Below are 15108 nucleotides of genomic sequence, written 5' to 3' on the forward strand. Positions count from 1 at the left end.
AATGAACGTGGCTAAGGGCGCTGATTATACAGATTTTTTTCTAGACTTCAAATAATTTGTATGCTTTTCAAACAAAAAAAGCCGATATCAACATATCGGCTTTTCTTTTTCATTTCCATATTAACGGCTACGGAAAATGATACGCCCCTTGCTCAAGTCATAAGGTGTCATTTCTACGGTTACTTTATCGCCCGTTAAGATACGAATATAGTTTTTACGCATTTTGCCAGAAATATGGGCAGTCACTACATGACCATTTTCTAACTCAACGCGGAACATGGTATTTGGTAAGGTTTCCAAAATTGTGCCTTGCATTTCAATGCAATCTTCTTTTGCCATTTTATCCTCTAAAATTATGATTTTTTTGACCGCACTTTTTGCGGTTATAAATGAAAAACGGGCGGATTATAGCCGTTTTTAATGTTAGACGAAAGATTAAAATGGTATTTTATTGAAATGCACATTATTTTTTTAATAATTCGATTATAATGTTCCACTAACAGTCGATTAGATAAAGAATTTAATTTAGCATACGAGGCCAAGATGTAGCCTTATACGGTATCACCTTTCCCAAGATTGCACCCTATCTAAAAAGCTAAAGTAAACTTTACTATGATGTTCGTTAATCTGTATGTAAAACAATAACTTCAACCCAAGGGTTATTTATGGCTATACCTAAAATAATTGTAATTAGCTTAAAAAACTCAACAAGAAGAGAAAACATTGCTAAACGTCTTTCAGGATTAGGATTAGACTTTATTTTTTTTGATGCAACTGATGGAAAAACACTGCCAACTTCAGTTTTAGAATCTGTTGATTATGATTTCTATCCAAAACACTATTTATCACCGAAACCATTAACACTTGGCGAAATTGGTTGCGCCATAAGCCACATTAAGGTTTATGAGCATATTGTAGAAAACAATATTGAAAGTGCCATTATTCTTGAAGACGATGCTATAGTTTCACATTATTTTGAGGAAATTGTTCAGGATGCGTTAAATAAAGTTGGAAAAAAGTATGATTTGATCTTTTTAGATCATGGAAAAGCCAAATCACATCTTTGTAAGAAAAAACTTTATGAAGGCTATCGACTTGTACATTATAAGTCTCCTTCGAAAAATTCTAAGCGGTTTATTACCTGTACTGCCGCATATTTAATTACACATTTTGGGGCTTCAAAATTGCTTAACTATGCTTATCCTGTACGAATGCCTTCAGACTACTTAACAGGACTTATTCAAAAAAACAAAATGAATGCCTATGGAATCGAACCACCTTGTGTATTCAGAGGGTTGAGTATTGATTCTGAAATAAATCAAGTAGAAGAGAGATATGAATAAGTTAAAAGCCCTAAGGTTAAAAATAGGGAAATGGATACTCGATAAATCATCGAGAGTAAATAATCCCCAAAGTTTAGAACATCCTAAGAGTTTATTATTTTTGCGACAAGATGGGAAAATTGGCGACTATATCGTGAGTTCTTTTGTTTTTCGGGAAATAAAGAAATTTAACCCTTTGATAAAAATTGGTGTCATCTGCACGAAACAGAACGCTTATCTGTTTCAAAGAAACCATAACATTGATGAGATTTATCTTGTAAAGAAAAGAAACATTCTCGACTACATCAAGACGGCACTGTTCATTAGAAAAGAAAGATATGATGTTGTCATAGATCCAACTCTTGTACTTAGAAACCGAGACTTGTTGTTATTGAGAATACTCAATGCCCGTAATTATATCGGCTATAGAAAAGCAGATTATAATATTTTTAATATAAATATTACTAAAGACGGCCATTTTTCAGAAATTTACAAAGGAGCTTTAGCTCTGTCAAATATTAGTCTAAGTGATGATCGCTATGACGTTCCGCAAGATGACTTAATTAAAAAAGAAATTCTTCAGTTTATTACGGACAACAAGTTAAATAACTTTATTGCCATTAACTTCTATGGAAATGGCAAAAATAGAAAGTTTGATGAGACTCACATTGTAGATTATTTAACATATATTAGAGACTCTCATAAACATCAATTAGTATTACTTTCAACGCCTGATACTTATGAGCATTTAAGTAGAATCGCTACTCAATTTAATGATATATTTGTTTATCCAAATCCTCACACAACGATCTATCATACAATTGAATTGATTAGAAACTGTGCTCTACTTATTTCGGTTGATACATCAACGGTTCATATCGCTTCGGGGTTAAATAAACCTATGATTTGTTTTTACTCGCAAGACAAAGAAAATTTTACGCACTGGCATCCCAATTCTAAGAATGTATGCCATATTATTCATTACTACGATAATGTTAATGAGATCTCCCCGAGAGAAATAAAACCAGAATGGCTAGATATTTAAAAATGCCTGCCACAAACTTTATCATTTATTAGATTATTTTTATGAATTCAAAAAAACACTTAGGTCATACCGCCCGTAAACGCTTCGGACAAAACTTTTTACATGATGCTTCTGTGATTCAAGGTATCGTGGCGGCGATTTACCCACAACCTAATCAATTCTTAGTGGAAATTGGTCCGGGACTTGGCGCATTAACAGAGCCAGTTGGTGAACTTGTCGATCATCTAACAGTGGTAGAGCTTGACCGAGACCTTGCAGAACGTTTACGTCACCATCCATTTTTACATCAAAAACTCACCGTTATTGAAACGGATGCGATGCAATTTGATTTTGGTGAGCTTTATACAAAAGAAAATTTGGCAGAAAAAGGTCAGAAATTACGTGTGTTTGGTAACTTGCCATACAACATTTCTACGCCATTAATGTTCCACTTATTTAAGTATCATGATGTGATTCAAGATATGCACTTTATGCTACAAAAAGAAGTGGTAAAACGCTTATGCGCAGGGCCAAATAGTAAAGCTTACGGTCGCTTAACTGTTATGGCGCAATATTTCTGCCAAGTGATGCCTGTACTTGAAGTGCCACCTTCTGCATTTAAACCTGCCCCGAAAGTGGATTCAGCTGTTGTGCGTTTAATTCCGCATAAGGAATTGCCGCACCCTGTAAAAGATTTATATTGGTTGAACCGTGTTTGCTCCCAAGCGTTCAATCAACGCCGTAAAACGCTGCGTAATGCACTCTCAACATTATTTTCACCTGAAAATCTGACCGCACTTGGTATTGATTTAAATGTACGCGCAGAAAATTTGGCTATCGCAGATTATGCACATTTAGCGAACTGGTTGGCGGATAATCCACCAGCCGATATCAATAAAGATGAAATCTTATATTCAGAAGAGTAAAAAGAGCGGTCAAAAATGGCAACCTATTTCGTCGGTGATTTGCAAGGCTGTTATGATGAATTACAGCTTTTATTAGAACGTGTAGATTTCAATCCTACGCAAGATAAACTTTATCTTGTTGGGGATCTTGTCGCGCGTGGGGATAAATCACTTGAATGTCTTCGTTTTGTAAAATCCATTGGCAATGCAGCACAGACAGTGCTGGGCAATCATGATTTACATTTAATTGCGACCGCACTGGGTATTAAAAAAGTAAAACCGCGTGATCGTGTTGATGCCATTTTTAATGCACCGGATTTTGATGAACTGATTCATTGGTTACGCCATCAGCCATTACTTGTGCATAATAAAGAATTAAACTTCCTGATGGCACATGCTGGTATTTCGCCTGATTGGGATTTGGAAACAGCGAAATCTTGTGCGGCTGAAGTTGAACAGATTTTACAGTACGGCGATTTTCATTATCTCATTGAAAATATGTATTCTGAACAGCCCGATCGTTGGTCGCCAGATTTGCAGGGCTTAGCGCGCCATCGTTACATTATTAATGCTTTCACTCGTATGCGTTTTTGCTATTTGGATCATCGCTTTGATTTTGCCTGCAAATATCCTTTAAAAGATGCGCCAGCCGAGCTCACACCTTGGTTTAATTTAGATAATCCACTTTATAAACAAATTCCCATTGTCTTTGGACATTGGGCAAGTTTAGTTGATGAGCTTACTCCGCTAGGTATCTATGCCCTAGATACTGGTTGTGTGTGGAATAATCGAATGACCCTGTTACGTTGGGAAGACAAACAGTTCTTCACGCAAAGTGCGGTCAAAAATTACAGTGATTTTTAAGGAAATGCTATGCTCTCACTTACGGCTGAATCTTGTGAATTGTTCAATATTCCTTTCTATCAATTTGCCCAAATGAAAAAATTCTGTCCGGAAGATATTCCGGCGATTAAAGGTGATTACAAATTACATTGGGATAACTGGAAAGCGATTATTCAAGAAGTGGCGAAGCAACTTGGCATGCCTTTTGCAAAACCGCATATCGAAAGTTGGACCAATGGCTGGCAGGTTCGAGCACATTTCTTCGCTTATTTTAAATACGAGTTTAATCAAAATTCTGCAGTAATCTTTTCTGTGCTATTAAATCGTCGCCGACTAAGAGTATGTTTAGATTGGCATTGCTATCGTGCTGATCGCTCACAAATTAATGTGCAACAATATAATCAGTGGCTTGATCAATTTGATTTCAAACAATTTGCTGATTTTGATATTTGGCGAGAAGATGAAAGCGAATATGATGATTTTCGCCAAGTGAAGCGCATTTCTGAAAAAGATCTTCTCTTACGCTCAGATGAGGATTTTTGGTGCATAGGGAAAAGCATTGAAAAAGCTGAACTTTATCAAATTGATCCCGTTTCATTTATCACAAAAACCATCCAACAGTTACAACTGCTTTACGATCGCTGCCATCAATAAAGTGCGGTCATTTCCATTAAATTTTTTCGTCTTGTTTATTTGTTATGCTATCATTACACTAGTTTAACATTTTTAACAATTTTGCTTTTAGGAGTACTTTATGAAAAACGTCGTGATCGTTGGCGGTGGTGCTGGCGGCATTGAATTAGCGACATTTTTAGGAGACAAATTAGGTCGCAAAAAACAGGCTAAAGTAACACTTGTGGATCGCAATGCGACCCACTTGTGGAAACCCTTATTACATGAAATTGCCACAGGTGTGATGGATGATGGCAGCGATTCTCTGAGTTATCGTGCACACGGTAAAAACCATCATTTTAGCTTTGAGCAAGGTTCAATCACACGTATTAATCGTGAGCAAAAATATGTTGAACTTGCTCCTGTTTATGGGCAAGAAGGCGATATGCTCGTGGTTGCGCGTCGTATTCCTTATGATTACTTAGTGATTGCGATCGGTAGTAAATCGAACGATTTCAATACAAAAGGCGTGGCTGATAACTGTATTTTCTTAGATAGCTCTGATCAAGCACTTCGCTTCCAACAAAGAATGTTGGAATTATTCCTTAAATTTTCAGAAAACCGTGTATTAGACGATATTGGTGAAGAAGAATTTAAACAAAAATTGGTCGATGAGAGCAAAGTCAATATTGCGATTGTTGGCGGCGGTGCAACTGGTGTGGAATTAACCGCAGAGCTTTATCATGCAACTGAAGACTTATCTTCTTATGGTTACGGCAAAATTGATAATTCTTGCTTGCAAGTCACCTTAGTTGAAGCAGGTCCTCGCTTATTACCGGCTCTACCTGAAAATTTATCTGCAGCGGTATTAGATGAATTGCAAGAAATGGGGGCAAACGTGAAATTAAATACGATGATCACAGAAGCCCAACCAAATACACTTATCACCAAAGATGGCGAAGAAATCAAAGCGGATCTTATTGTGTGGGCGGCAGGTGTTCGCACCTCAACGGTGACACAGCAATTCGATGGATTAGAGCTTAACCGCATCAATCAGTTAGTGGTAAAAGATACCCTTCAAACTACGGTGGATGACAGTATTTTTGCCATTGGTGACTGTGCGGCATTAATGCAACCAAACGGTAAATTAGTCCCGCCAAGAGCGCAAGCGGCACACCAAATGGCAAAAGCTTGTGCAAAAAATATCTTTGCACTTTTTGAGCAAAAAACATTAAAAGCCTTTAAATACAACGACAAAGGAACCTTGGTTTCTCTTTCAAGCTTTACCGCATTGGGTAGCATTTCAAATAAATTTGGGAAAAATCCATTAACTGTTCAAGGTAAATTTGCTCAGTTTGCGTATGTATCTTTATATCGTATGCACCAACATGCTTTGCATGGATGTATTAAGATTGGCTTGATTATTTTAGTGGATAAACTTAACCACTATTTAAAACCAAGATTGAAATTACATTAATACAAAAAGTGCGGTCAAATCAATTTAACCGCACTTTTTTATTTCTTAAACGAGTTGATTGTTATGCTCATAAGCATAAAGTGTATTAAACATCAGCATGGCAACCGTCATTGGCCCTACTCCACCCGGTACTGGCGTAATATAAGCCGCTTTTTGTATTGCCACATCATATTCCACATCGCCCACTAATTTACCATTGATACGGTTAATGCCCACATCAATGACCGTTGCCCCTTCTTTGATCCAATCGCCCGGAATAAAATGAGGCTTGCCGACGGCCACCACTAAAACGTCCGCCTGACGAATATGATGCTCTAAATCTTTGGTAAAACGGTGTGTCACCGTGACAGTAGCGCCTGCCAATAATAATTCAAGCGACATTGGACGACCCACAATATTTGAAGCCCCAACGATCACCGCATGTTTACCGTGTAAATCAATACCGGTGGTTTCTAATAATTTCATCACGCCATAAGGGGTGCAAGCACGTAAAGTTGGGATACGTTGGCATAAACGCCCCACATTATAAGGGTGGAAACCATCTACGTCTTTTTCAGGGCTAATATGCTCAATCACTAACGAACTATTAATCTGCTCCGGCAATGGAAGCTGTACCAAAATGCCATCAATAGTTTCATCTGCATTTAATTGGTCAATCAGTTGTAGTAATTCCGCCTCTGTCGTGGTTTCAGGTAAATCATAGGATTTCGAGACCATTCCAATCTCTTCACAACTTTTACGTTTACTGCCTACATAGACTTGAGAAGCAGGATCTGCACCCACTAAAATTACTGCAAGTCCTGGTGCACGTTTACCTTGAGCACGATAATGTTCAATTTTACTGGCAACATCAGATTTGATTTTTTTTGATAGTTCAGTACCTGAAATAATTTGGGCGGTCATGCGTTTTTCCTCAAGGTGGAATTAAGTAAACGTTTGCTATTTTAACTGACAACGCCTTATTTTACAAAGACAATAAAAGAGCGGTTGAAAAAACTGGAATAATTTTGAGCAGTTGAAAGGATAATCTAAAAAATTAATTGACTGAAAAGAAAAGCTCACTATAATTGTGCTCAATCGTCGGCGAGTAGCGCAGCTTGGTAGCGCAACTGGTTTGGGACCAGTGGGTCGTAGGTTCAAATCCTATCTCGCCGACCACTTCTTTTATATTTCCCTCGAAATTCCATACAAAAGATGTAACCCTTGAAATGCGCCCTTAGCTCAGCTGGATAGAGCAACGCCCTTCTAAGGCGTGGGTCAAAGGTTCGAATCCTTTAGGGCGTGCCATACCTTATATCAATTTATCTATATTACCTTTTCAACAAAAGTAATAACTCAATGCGTATTTTGTACAAAGAAAAATAGCGTAAATTCTAGATCTCAAAACAAATTAGTTTAAAAGATGATTTTAAATTCAGAAAAGAAAATATTTGAATGGCGGTGAGAGGGGGATTCGAACCCCCGATGCACTTTCGCACATACACGCTTTCCAGGCGTGCTCCTTCAACCACTCGGACATCTCACCGTTTTGAAGTGCGTGAAATATAAAGATTTATCTAAGATTAGTCAAGTTTTTTGAGCTAGAACATAAAAAATCCTGTTCCTTTTAGCTAAAATATAAACTTATCTCTTTTCTATTGTCGTATTTTTATGCAAATCAAATTTCTCTTTTCTAAAAATGTGTTTTTGGCCGTAAAACCATTTAGCGCATTGAAAGAATCTTTCCGTGAAGGTTACGGAAAACAAAAATTGATTAAAGATATTATTGCGGGGCTTACAGTGGGAGTCATTGCGATTCCCCTCTCCATGGCCTTAGCGATCGCCAGCGGTGTTCCACCACAACATGGTCTTTATACGGCTATCGTAGCGGGGATTGTGATTGCATTAACTGGTGGATCGCGTTTCAATATTTCAGGACCAACCGCGGCATTTGTCATGATTTTATATCCCGTTACCCAACAATTTGGGCTCAGTGGGTTGCTCATGGCTACGCTGCTCTCGGGGATTATTTTAGTCATTATGGCGTTGTCTCGATTGGGGCGGTTAATTGAGTACATTCCTCTCCCCGTTACACTTGGCTTTACCTGCGGGATTGGCATTACTATCGGTACATTGCAAATCAAAGATTTCTTAGATTTAGATATTGCCCAGATGCCACCTCACTATATTGAAAAAGTACAGACTATTTTAACCGCACTTCCGACAATTAGCTGGGCAGATACCGCTGTTGGTGTTGTCACCTTATTTGTACTCACGCAATGGCACAAACTTCGTTTACCTGTACCAGGTCATTTACCTGCTGTGATTATTGGTACACTCATGGCATTAGCCTTAGGGCAATTTGGTTTCTCAGTTGAAACCATTGGTACGGCGTTCCACTACACCTTAGCGAATGGCACAACAGGAAATGGCATTCCTAATGTCTTGCCTGAATTTGCCTTACCTTGGAATATTCCAAACGCGCAGGGGGAAATCATTAATTGGAATTTTGAACGCATACAGTCTCTCTTACCTGCAGCTTTTTCAATGGCGGTATTAGGTGCGATTGAGTCACTACTTTGCGCGGTCATTTTAGATAACATGACTGACACTAAACATCGCTCCAATAATGAACTACTTGCTCAGGGTTTAGGGAATATTGTGTCGCCATTCTTAGGCGGGATTACTGCAACCGCAGCCATTGCGCGCTCAGCAGCTAATGTGAAATCGGGTGCGGTATCACCAATATCTAGTGTTGTTCATGCGCTCTTAGTCTTATTCTCACTGTTATTCTTGGCGAATGCCCTGTCTTACTTGCCACTTTCTTCTATGGCCGCATTGTTGTTAATGGTAGCTTGGCATATGGCAAACGTGCCTGAAATTATTCGGTTGGCGCGTCGCTCTACACAAAATGAAATGGCAGTGTTGTTCACTTGCCTAATTCTCACGGTGTTATTCGATATGGTGATTGCCATCTCAGTCGGCGTATTATTGGCGAGTCTCTTATTTATCCGCACCATTGCAGAAATGACAAAAGCCATTGAGCAACCTGCACCAGAAGATCTGAATGATGTGTTAGCTTATCGTATTAGTGGTCCATTGTTCTTTGCGGCGGCAGATAAACTTTTTGCGGATTTACACGATAAAACCGTACATACGGATTACGAGATTAAACATATCGTATTACAATGCGATGCCGTGACTGTGCTCGATACGGGGGGCATTCATGCACTCACTCACTTTGTACAACATATGTTGCCACATCAACAAATCTACTTGTGCAATATGCAATTCCAACCCCTTAGAATGTTAGTGAAATCTAACTCTGTGCCTGAATTGCAGAAAATTAATTATGGTACGGATTTACAAGATGTCTTTAATAAAATTCGTGAGTTTGAACAAGCAAATCCATAAAACATTAAAAAGCGTGCTAAAATAGGCACGCTTTTTTATCAATAAAAATAAAGGAATTCAGAATGCGTCCAAATAATCGTGAAAATCATCAATCTCGTCCAATTAAAATCACCCGTAATTATACTAAACATGCTGAAGGCTCAGTATTAGTTGAATTTGGTGATACCAAAGTATTATGTACGGCGAGTGTTGATGAAAGCGTACCGCGTTTCTTAAAAGGACAAAATCAAGGTTGGGTGACGGCAGAATATGGCATGTTGCCACGCTCTACACACAGCCGTATGCAACGTGAGGCTGCAAAAGGCAAACAAGGTGGACGTACTATGGAAATTCAACGCTTAGTCGCACGTTCATTACGTGCAATGGTTGACTTAGAAGCCCTTGGCGAACGTTCTATTACCTTAGACTGCGATGTGATTCAAGCGGATGGCGGTACAAGAACTGCTTCAATCACTGGTGCAGCAGTGGCTTTATGTGATGCTATCAATGGTTTAATCGCTAACGGCACATTAAAAACCAATCCAATCAAAGGTCTGGTTGCGGCAATTTCAGTCGGAATTGTTGAAGGTGAAGCCGTGTGTGATTTGGAATATGTAGAAGATTCAGCCGCTGAAACAGACATGAACGTTGTGATGATGGAAGATGGTCGCATGATCGAAGTGCAAGGTACTGCAGAAGGTGAACCATTCAGCCACGAAGAATTACTCACCTTATTAGGCTTAGCAAAACAAGGCTGCGAACAAATCTTCGCTGCACAACGTGAAGCATTAGGTTTATAGGAACAAAAAATGGAAAGCTACAAAATCGAATTTATTAAATTCGCGTTGAGTCGCCAAGTGCTCAAATTTGGTGAATTTACCCTAAAATCAGGTCGAAAAAGCCCTTATTTTTTCAATGCAGGATTGTTTAGTACTGGCGCAGATCTTGCTCGCTTAGGTGAATACTATGCGAAGGCTATTCAATCAAGTGCGGTCGATTTTGATGTCATTTTTGGACCTGCCTATAAAGGCATTCCGATTGCGACGAGCGTTTCCATTGCACTATTCAATCAATTTAATCGTGATACACCTGTTTGCTTTAATCGCAAAGAAGCCAAAGATCACGGTGAAGGTGGTAATTTGATCGGTAGTTCATTAACCGGCAATGTGTTATTAGTTGATGATGTCATCACTGCCGGCACCGCTATTCGTGAATCCATGGCGCTTCTTGAGGCCAATAACGCCAAATTAGCCGCTGTATTTATTGCATTAAATCGCAAAGAAAAAGGCAAAGGGGAACTTTCTGCTATTCAAGAAGTGGAACGCGACTATCAGTGCAAAGTGCTTTCCATTATTGATTTTAATGATTTAATGCAATTCATTGAAAACGAAGCCGATTATCAGCAATATTTGCCAGCAATGCGTGCTTATCGTGAAAGTTATGGTGTGTAATTCATCACTTGAAAAATAAGAATAAAGCCATATTAATGTAAGGGCAGACATTTGCGTCTGCCCATTATTGTCAAAAGACCTTTTTGACCGCACTTTAGGGGAAGAGAATGTATTTTTTTGGAAAGATTATCGGCGTTTTTCTCGGTTTTAAATGGGGTGGTTTTTTCGGTGCCATCGCAGGACTCATTTTAGGCTCAATCGCAGATAAAAAACTCTATGAGCTTGGTTCGGTTAACTCTAGCTTTTTTAAGAAAAAAACGACCCGACAAGCACTCTTTATGCAAACCACTTTTGCGGTACTTGGACATTTAAGTAAATCCAAAGGTCGAGTGACAGAAGAAGATATTCAACTGGCGAATCAGTTGATGAACCAGATGCAATTAGATGAGAGTCATCGCAAACTTGCTCAAGAGGCATTTAGTCGAGGTAAAGCAACAGATTTTCCACTACGTCAGGTGATTCGCGAATTCCGCATTGGATGTGGACAACGTGCTGATTTACTGAGAATGTTCTTGCACGTACAAGTGCAAGCCGCATTTGCTGATTCTCAATTACATGACTCAGAAAAAGAAGTCCTTTATGTGGTGGCTGAAGAACTTGGTCTTTCCCGTATGCAGTTTGAGCAAATGCTGGCAATGGAAATTGCAGCTCGTCAATTTACTCAAGGTGGATTCTATCGCCAATACCAACAAGGCGGTTATCAACAGCAAGGTGGCTATCAATACCAACAAGGTAGTTACCAACAATCTTCTGGCCCAACATTAAGTGATGCTTATAAAGTATTGGGCGTGAGTGAAAGTGATGATCGTAATGCTGTAAAACGTGCATATCGTCGTTTAATGAATGAACATCACCCAGATAAATTAGTCGCTAAAGGCTTACCGCCAGAAATGATGGAAATGGCCAAAGAAAAAGCGCAACAAATCCAAGCCGCTTACGATTTAATTTGTAAAGTGAAAGGCTGGAAATAGTGCGTGTTATCCTCGCCCCTATGCAAGGGGTGCTCGATCCTTTCGTTCGCCAGCTTTTAACCGAAGTGAATGAATACGATCTCTGCATCACCGAATTTGTCCGCGTGGTGGATCAACTCTTACCTGAAAAGGTCTTTTATCGTCTTTGCCCTGAACTCAAAAATCAGGGCTTTACACCATCTAAAACACCCGTTCGTGTCCAACTTTTAGGTCAACATCCGAACTGTCTTGCTGAAAATGCCCATCGCGCCATTGAGCTTGGATCACATGGCATTGATTTAAATTGTGGCTGCCCATCCAAAACTGTTAACGGGAGTAACGGAGGTGCAGCTCTACTCAAACAACCTGAATTAATTTATCAAGCGACTCTAGCCTTACGAAAAACTGTACCTTGCCATTTACCTGTCAGTGTAAAAGTGAGGTTGGGTTGGGATTGTACTTCACAGGCTTTTGAAATTGCCGATGCCGTACAACAAGGTGGTGCGACTGAAATCACTATTCACGGTAGAACCAAAGCCGATGGCTATCGTGCCGATTGCATCAATTGGGAAAAAATCGGTGAAGTGAGATCTCGCTTGACGATCCCTGTAATTGCTAATGGTGAAATTTGGCGTTGGGAAGATGGTCAAGCATGTTTGAAAGCGACAGGTTGCGAGGATCTGATGGTCGGACGTGGTGCATTAAATATCCCGAACCTAAGCCTTGTACTCAAACAAAATTGTGAAAAAATGCCTTGGACGGATATTCAAAAGATCTTGCAAAAATATGCGGAAATGGAAAACTTCCATGATTCTGGTTTTTATCATGTTGCCCGCATCAAACAATGGCTACGCTATCTCAATAAAGAATATCCTGAAGCGAACATCGTTTTTGAGCGAATTAAAACCAGCAAAACAGCAGAAGATCTGAGAGAACGACTCTGTCAGGGCTAAAAAAGTACGGTCAGAATAGACGGCTTTTTTTAGTACTCCCCACTCCTACGATGAGTTAAACACTCAAACAGAACTTGACCAAAATCAAAAAGTTATCATACAGAACCATTAGAATCGATGAGGCATATACCACAAAAAAGGAGAGGTGCCTTATGAAGGCTCATCTAGAGATTCATTTTGTGCATCAAAGTGAAGATAAATCGTTAGCCGTAATCGCTGTAATGGTGAATGAAGGTGAAGCTAATCCAGCATTAGCACCAGTCGTTGAGAAAAAACTCACCGTTGGACAAAAAGAAAAATTGGCTCAACCGATTAATATTCAAGCGCTAATGCCAAAAGAGATGGCACGCTTCCGCTTAAATGGATCGCTCACTACGCCACCTTGTAGTGAAAACGTGGCTTGGACCATTTTTAAATCACCAATTCAAGCAAGTAAAGCACAAATTGCCGCGATAGAAGAAATGGAAGGGAAAAATAACCGCCCAACGCAACCATTAAATCACCGTGATGTGGAAGTTGAACAATAAATAAAAAATGCGTGGATAGTTTCCACGCATTTTTTATTCGATTAGAAAAGATTAAAGGTGAATGTTGCCATCATAGATATGAGTGGCATCGCCTGTCATATAAAGCGGTGAGCCTACGCCTTCCCACTCAATAAGCAAGCTACCACCAGGTAGATCAACCTTCACTTTGTTATCAAGTAGACCTTGCATAATTCCTACCGCCGCTGCAGCACAAGCGCCACTGCCACAAGCTTGCGTTTCACCTGCACCACGTTCATATACACGCAACCTAATGTGGTTACGATTGACGACTTGCATAAATCCAGCGTTTACTCTTTCTGGAAAACGTTCATGACTTTCTAAGAGTGGCCCTAACTCTGCTACATTGGCCGTTTCAACATTGTCCACTTGAACAACGCAATGTGGATTGCCCATTGATACGGCACCACAAAGCACCGTTTGAACATCGGTACGTAAAATATAGTTTTTTTCAAATTTGTTGGCAGTAAAAGGAATTTTATTGGGTTCCCAAATCGGCTCGCCCATATTGACGCGAATTTGCCCATCTTCTTTTACCGTTAAAACCATTTTTCCTTTTTGTGTGCTTACTGCAATATCCTTTTTATTGGTCAGCCCTTTTAAGGTAACAAAACGTGCAAAACATCTTGCCCCATTTCCACATTGCGACACTTCACTGCCATCTGCATTGAAAATACGATAATGGAAATCTAAATCTGGATCATAAGGTGGCTCAACAATTAAAAGCTGATCAAAACCAATCCCACGATGACGATCGGCTAAGCGTTTAATGGTTTCAGGGGTAAAATAGGCATTTTGCGTTATAGCATCAACAACGACAAAGTCATTGCCAAGGCCATGCATTTTGGAAAACTGCATGTTTCCTTCCTTGATTTGAAAATTTTTTGGCATTATAGAGAGCAATAAGCCGAATGGCAAATAGCCTGAATAGACAAAGTGCGGTCAAAAAACACTTTATTTTCTCACCGCACTTTCATCATTACATCCAAGCGTTATTACGAATAATCCCCACTGCAATTCCTTCAATTTCAAAATGAGGTTGTTCTTCAAGATTAACAACAATCGGCTGAAACTCTTCATTTTCTGCATGCAGATAAATAACTGATCCTTTGCGTTCTAAGCGTTTTACTGTCACTTCATCTTCAATTCGGGCAACAACAATTTGTCCATTTCGCACATCTTTTGTGCTATGTACGGCAAGAAGATCGCCGTCTAAAATACCGATATCTTTCATGGATTGACCATATACTTTTAATAAAAAGTCAGCTTGTGGCTTAAACATATTAGCATCAACACGATAGGTACCTTCAATGTGTTGCTCCGCTAAAATAGGTTCCCCTGCTGCCACGCGACCAATGAGCGGTAAGCCTTCTTCTTCCTCATCATTTGCACTGTCATCAATAATGCGAATACCGCGAGAAGCCCCCGCGACAATTTCAATTGCACCTTTACGAGCAAGTGCTTTTAAATGTTCTTCCGCCGCATTAGGGGATTTAAAGCCTAATTCACGAGAAATTTCTGCACGAGTTGGCGGCATACCCGTAGTTTCTAAATGGCGCTTTAAGAGTTCCAGCACTTCTTGTTGTCTGGCAGTTAATGGTCTCATATACACTCCTGTTACTTTATACAGAACAACTGTTAGTATATACAGAAA

The 15108-nt window shown here is 39.5% G+C and carries 16 protein-coding genes and 3 tRNA genes; 14 read left to right on the plus strand and 5 right to left on the minus strand.

Translation table 11 applies throughout. The annotated features are described in order from the left end of the window. Positions 1 to 120 precede the first annotated feature (120 nt). Positions 121 to 339 (minus strand): translation initiation factor IF-1, encoded by a 219-nt coding sequence (gene infA / locus DPV97_RS02040; protein WP_005627617.1) that lies wholly within the window; start codon positions 337 to 339, stop codon positions 121 to 123. A 326-nt stretch (positions 340 to 665) separates the two neighbouring features. Here infA and DPV97_RS02045 point away from each other — a divergent pair, with 326 nt between their 5' ends. The 6 genes from DPV97_RS02045 (at position 666) to DPV97_RS02070 (ending at position 6183) form a co-directional block, all read left to right on the plus strand. Beyond that, positions 666 to 1343 carry a glycosyltransferase family 25 protein gene (locus DPV97_RS02045; RefSeq protein WP_070715062.1) on the plus strand — a complete coding sequence of 226 codons (678 nt, stop codon included), beginning with the start codon at positions 666 to 668 and terminating at the stop codon, positions 1341 to 1343. Continuing rightward, positions 1336 to 2367: a glycosyltransferase family 9 protein gene (locus tag DPV97_RS02050; protein ID WP_049374776.1), complete on the plus strand. Its 1032-nt coding sequence runs from the start codon at positions 1336 to 1338 to the stop codon at positions 2365 to 2367. The genes DPV97_RS02045 and DPV97_RS02050 overlap by 8 nt, the downstream gene beginning before the upstream one ends. 41 nt (positions 2368 to 2408) lie before the next feature. Continuing rightward, positions 2409 to 3272: a 16S rRNA (adenine(1518)-N(6)/adenine(1519)-N(6))-dimethyltransferase RsmA gene (gene rsmA, locus DPV97_RS02055; RefSeq protein WP_070715061.1), complete on the plus strand. Its 864-nt coding sequence runs from the start codon at positions 2409 to 2411 to the stop codon at positions 3270 to 3272. A 15-nt stretch (positions 3273 to 3287) separates the two neighbouring features. Beyond that, positions 3288 to 4115, plus strand: a complete 828-nt coding sequence (gene apaH, locus DPV97_RS02060) for a bis(5'-nucleosyl)-tetraphosphatase (symmetrical) ApaH (protein ID WP_070715060.1) — start codon at positions 3288 to 3290, stop codon at positions 4113 to 4115. Between the two features lie 9 nt (positions 4116 to 4124). Then, entirely contained in the window at positions 4125 to 4748 is a 624-nt protein-coding gene (locus tag DPV97_RS02065) for a glucose-6-phosphate 1-dehydrogenase family protein (protein ID WP_070715058.1), read from the plus strand. Between the two features lie 100 nt (positions 4749 to 4848). Continuing rightward, entirely contained in the window at positions 4849 to 6183 is a 1335-nt protein-coding gene (locus DPV97_RS02070) for an NAD(P)/FAD-dependent oxidoreductase (RefSeq protein ID WP_070715056.1), read from the plus strand. Positions 6184 to 6228: 45 nt separating this feature from the next. Here DPV97_RS02070 and folD read toward each other — a convergent pair whose 3' ends face one another. After that, entirely contained in the window at positions 6229 to 7086 is an 858-nt protein-coding gene (gene folD / locus DPV97_RS02075) for a bifunctional methylenetetrahydrofolate dehydrogenase/methenyltetrahydrofolate cyclohydrolase FolD (protein WP_070715054.1), read from the minus strand. Between the two features lie 178 nt (positions 7087 to 7264). Here folD and DPV97_RS02080 point away from each other — a divergent pair. Both DPV97_RS02080 and DPV97_RS02085 read left to right on the plus strand, forming a co-directional pair. Then, a tRNA-Pro gene (locus DPV97_RS02080) sits at positions 7265 to 7341 on the plus strand. Between the two features lie 52 nt (positions 7342 to 7393). Further along, positions 7394 to 7470: transfer RNA gene (locus DPV97_RS02085), tRNA-Arg, on the plus strand. Positions 7471 to 7618: 148 nt separating this feature from the next. Here the strand turns inward: DPV97_RS02085 and DPV97_RS02090 are convergent. Beyond that, positions 7619 to 7708 (minus strand) — tRNA-Ser (locus tag DPV97_RS02090). Between the two features lie 125 nt (positions 7709 to 7833). Between DPV97_RS02090 and dauA the strand changes: the two genes are divergently transcribed. From dauA to DPV97_RS02120, 6 genes are all read left to right on the plus strand, one after another. Continuing rightward, positions 7834 to 9576 (plus strand): C4-dicarboxylic acid transporter DauA, encoded by a 1743-nt coding sequence (dauA, locus tag DPV97_RS02095; RefSeq protein ID WP_070715052.1) that lies wholly within the window; start codon positions 7834 to 7836, stop codon positions 9574 to 9576. Positions 9577 to 9638: 62 nt separating this feature from the next. After that, entirely contained in the window at positions 9639 to 10355 is a 717-nt protein-coding gene (rph, locus tag DPV97_RS02100) for a ribonuclease PH (RefSeq protein WP_070715050.1), read from the plus strand. Positions 10356 to 10364: 9 nt separating this feature from the next. Continuing rightward, positions 10365 to 11006: an orotate phosphoribosyltransferase gene (gene pyrE / locus DPV97_RS02105; protein ID WP_070715047.1), complete on the plus strand. Its 642-nt coding sequence runs from the start codon at positions 10365 to 10367 to the stop codon at positions 11004 to 11006. 107 nt (positions 11007 to 11113) lie between these two features. Then, positions 11114 to 11977, plus strand: coding sequence for a co-chaperone DjlA (djlA, locus tag DPV97_RS02110; RefSeq protein ID WP_070715045.1), 864 nt, complete (start codon positions 11114 to 11116; stop codon positions 11975 to 11977). Beyond that, positions 11977 to 12909, plus strand: a complete 933-nt coding sequence (dusC, locus tag DPV97_RS02115) for a tRNA dihydrouridine(16) synthase DusC (RefSeq protein ID WP_070715043.1) — start codon at positions 11977 to 11979, stop codon at positions 12907 to 12909. The genes djlA and dusC overlap by 1 nt, the downstream gene beginning before the upstream one ends. A gap of 152 nt (positions 12910 to 13061) precedes the next feature. Beyond that, positions 13062 to 13436: a carbonic anhydrase family protein gene (locus DPV97_RS02120; RefSeq protein ID WP_243585036.1), complete on the plus strand. Its 375-nt coding sequence runs from the start codon at positions 13062 to 13064 to the stop codon at positions 13434 to 13436. A gap of 51 nt (positions 13437 to 13487) precedes the next feature. Here DPV97_RS02120 and dapF read toward each other — a convergent pair whose 3' ends face one another. After that, entirely contained in the window at positions 13488 to 14312 is an 825-nt protein-coding gene (gene dapF, locus DPV97_RS02125) for a diaminopimelate epimerase (protein WP_070715039.1), read from the minus strand. A gap of 121 nt (positions 14313 to 14433) precedes the next feature. Continuing rightward, entirely contained in the window at positions 14434 to 15060 is a 627-nt protein-coding gene (gene lexA, locus DPV97_RS02130; RefSeq protein WP_005698192.1) for a transcriptional repressor LexA, read from the minus strand. Positions 15061 to 15108: the final 48 nt, after the last annotated feature.

The organism is Haemophilus parainfluenzae, from assembly GCF_003253005.1.
Lineage (GTDB): Bacteria > Pseudomonadota > Gammaproteobacteria > Enterobacterales > Pasteurellaceae > Haemophilus_D > Haemophilus_D parainfluenzae_M.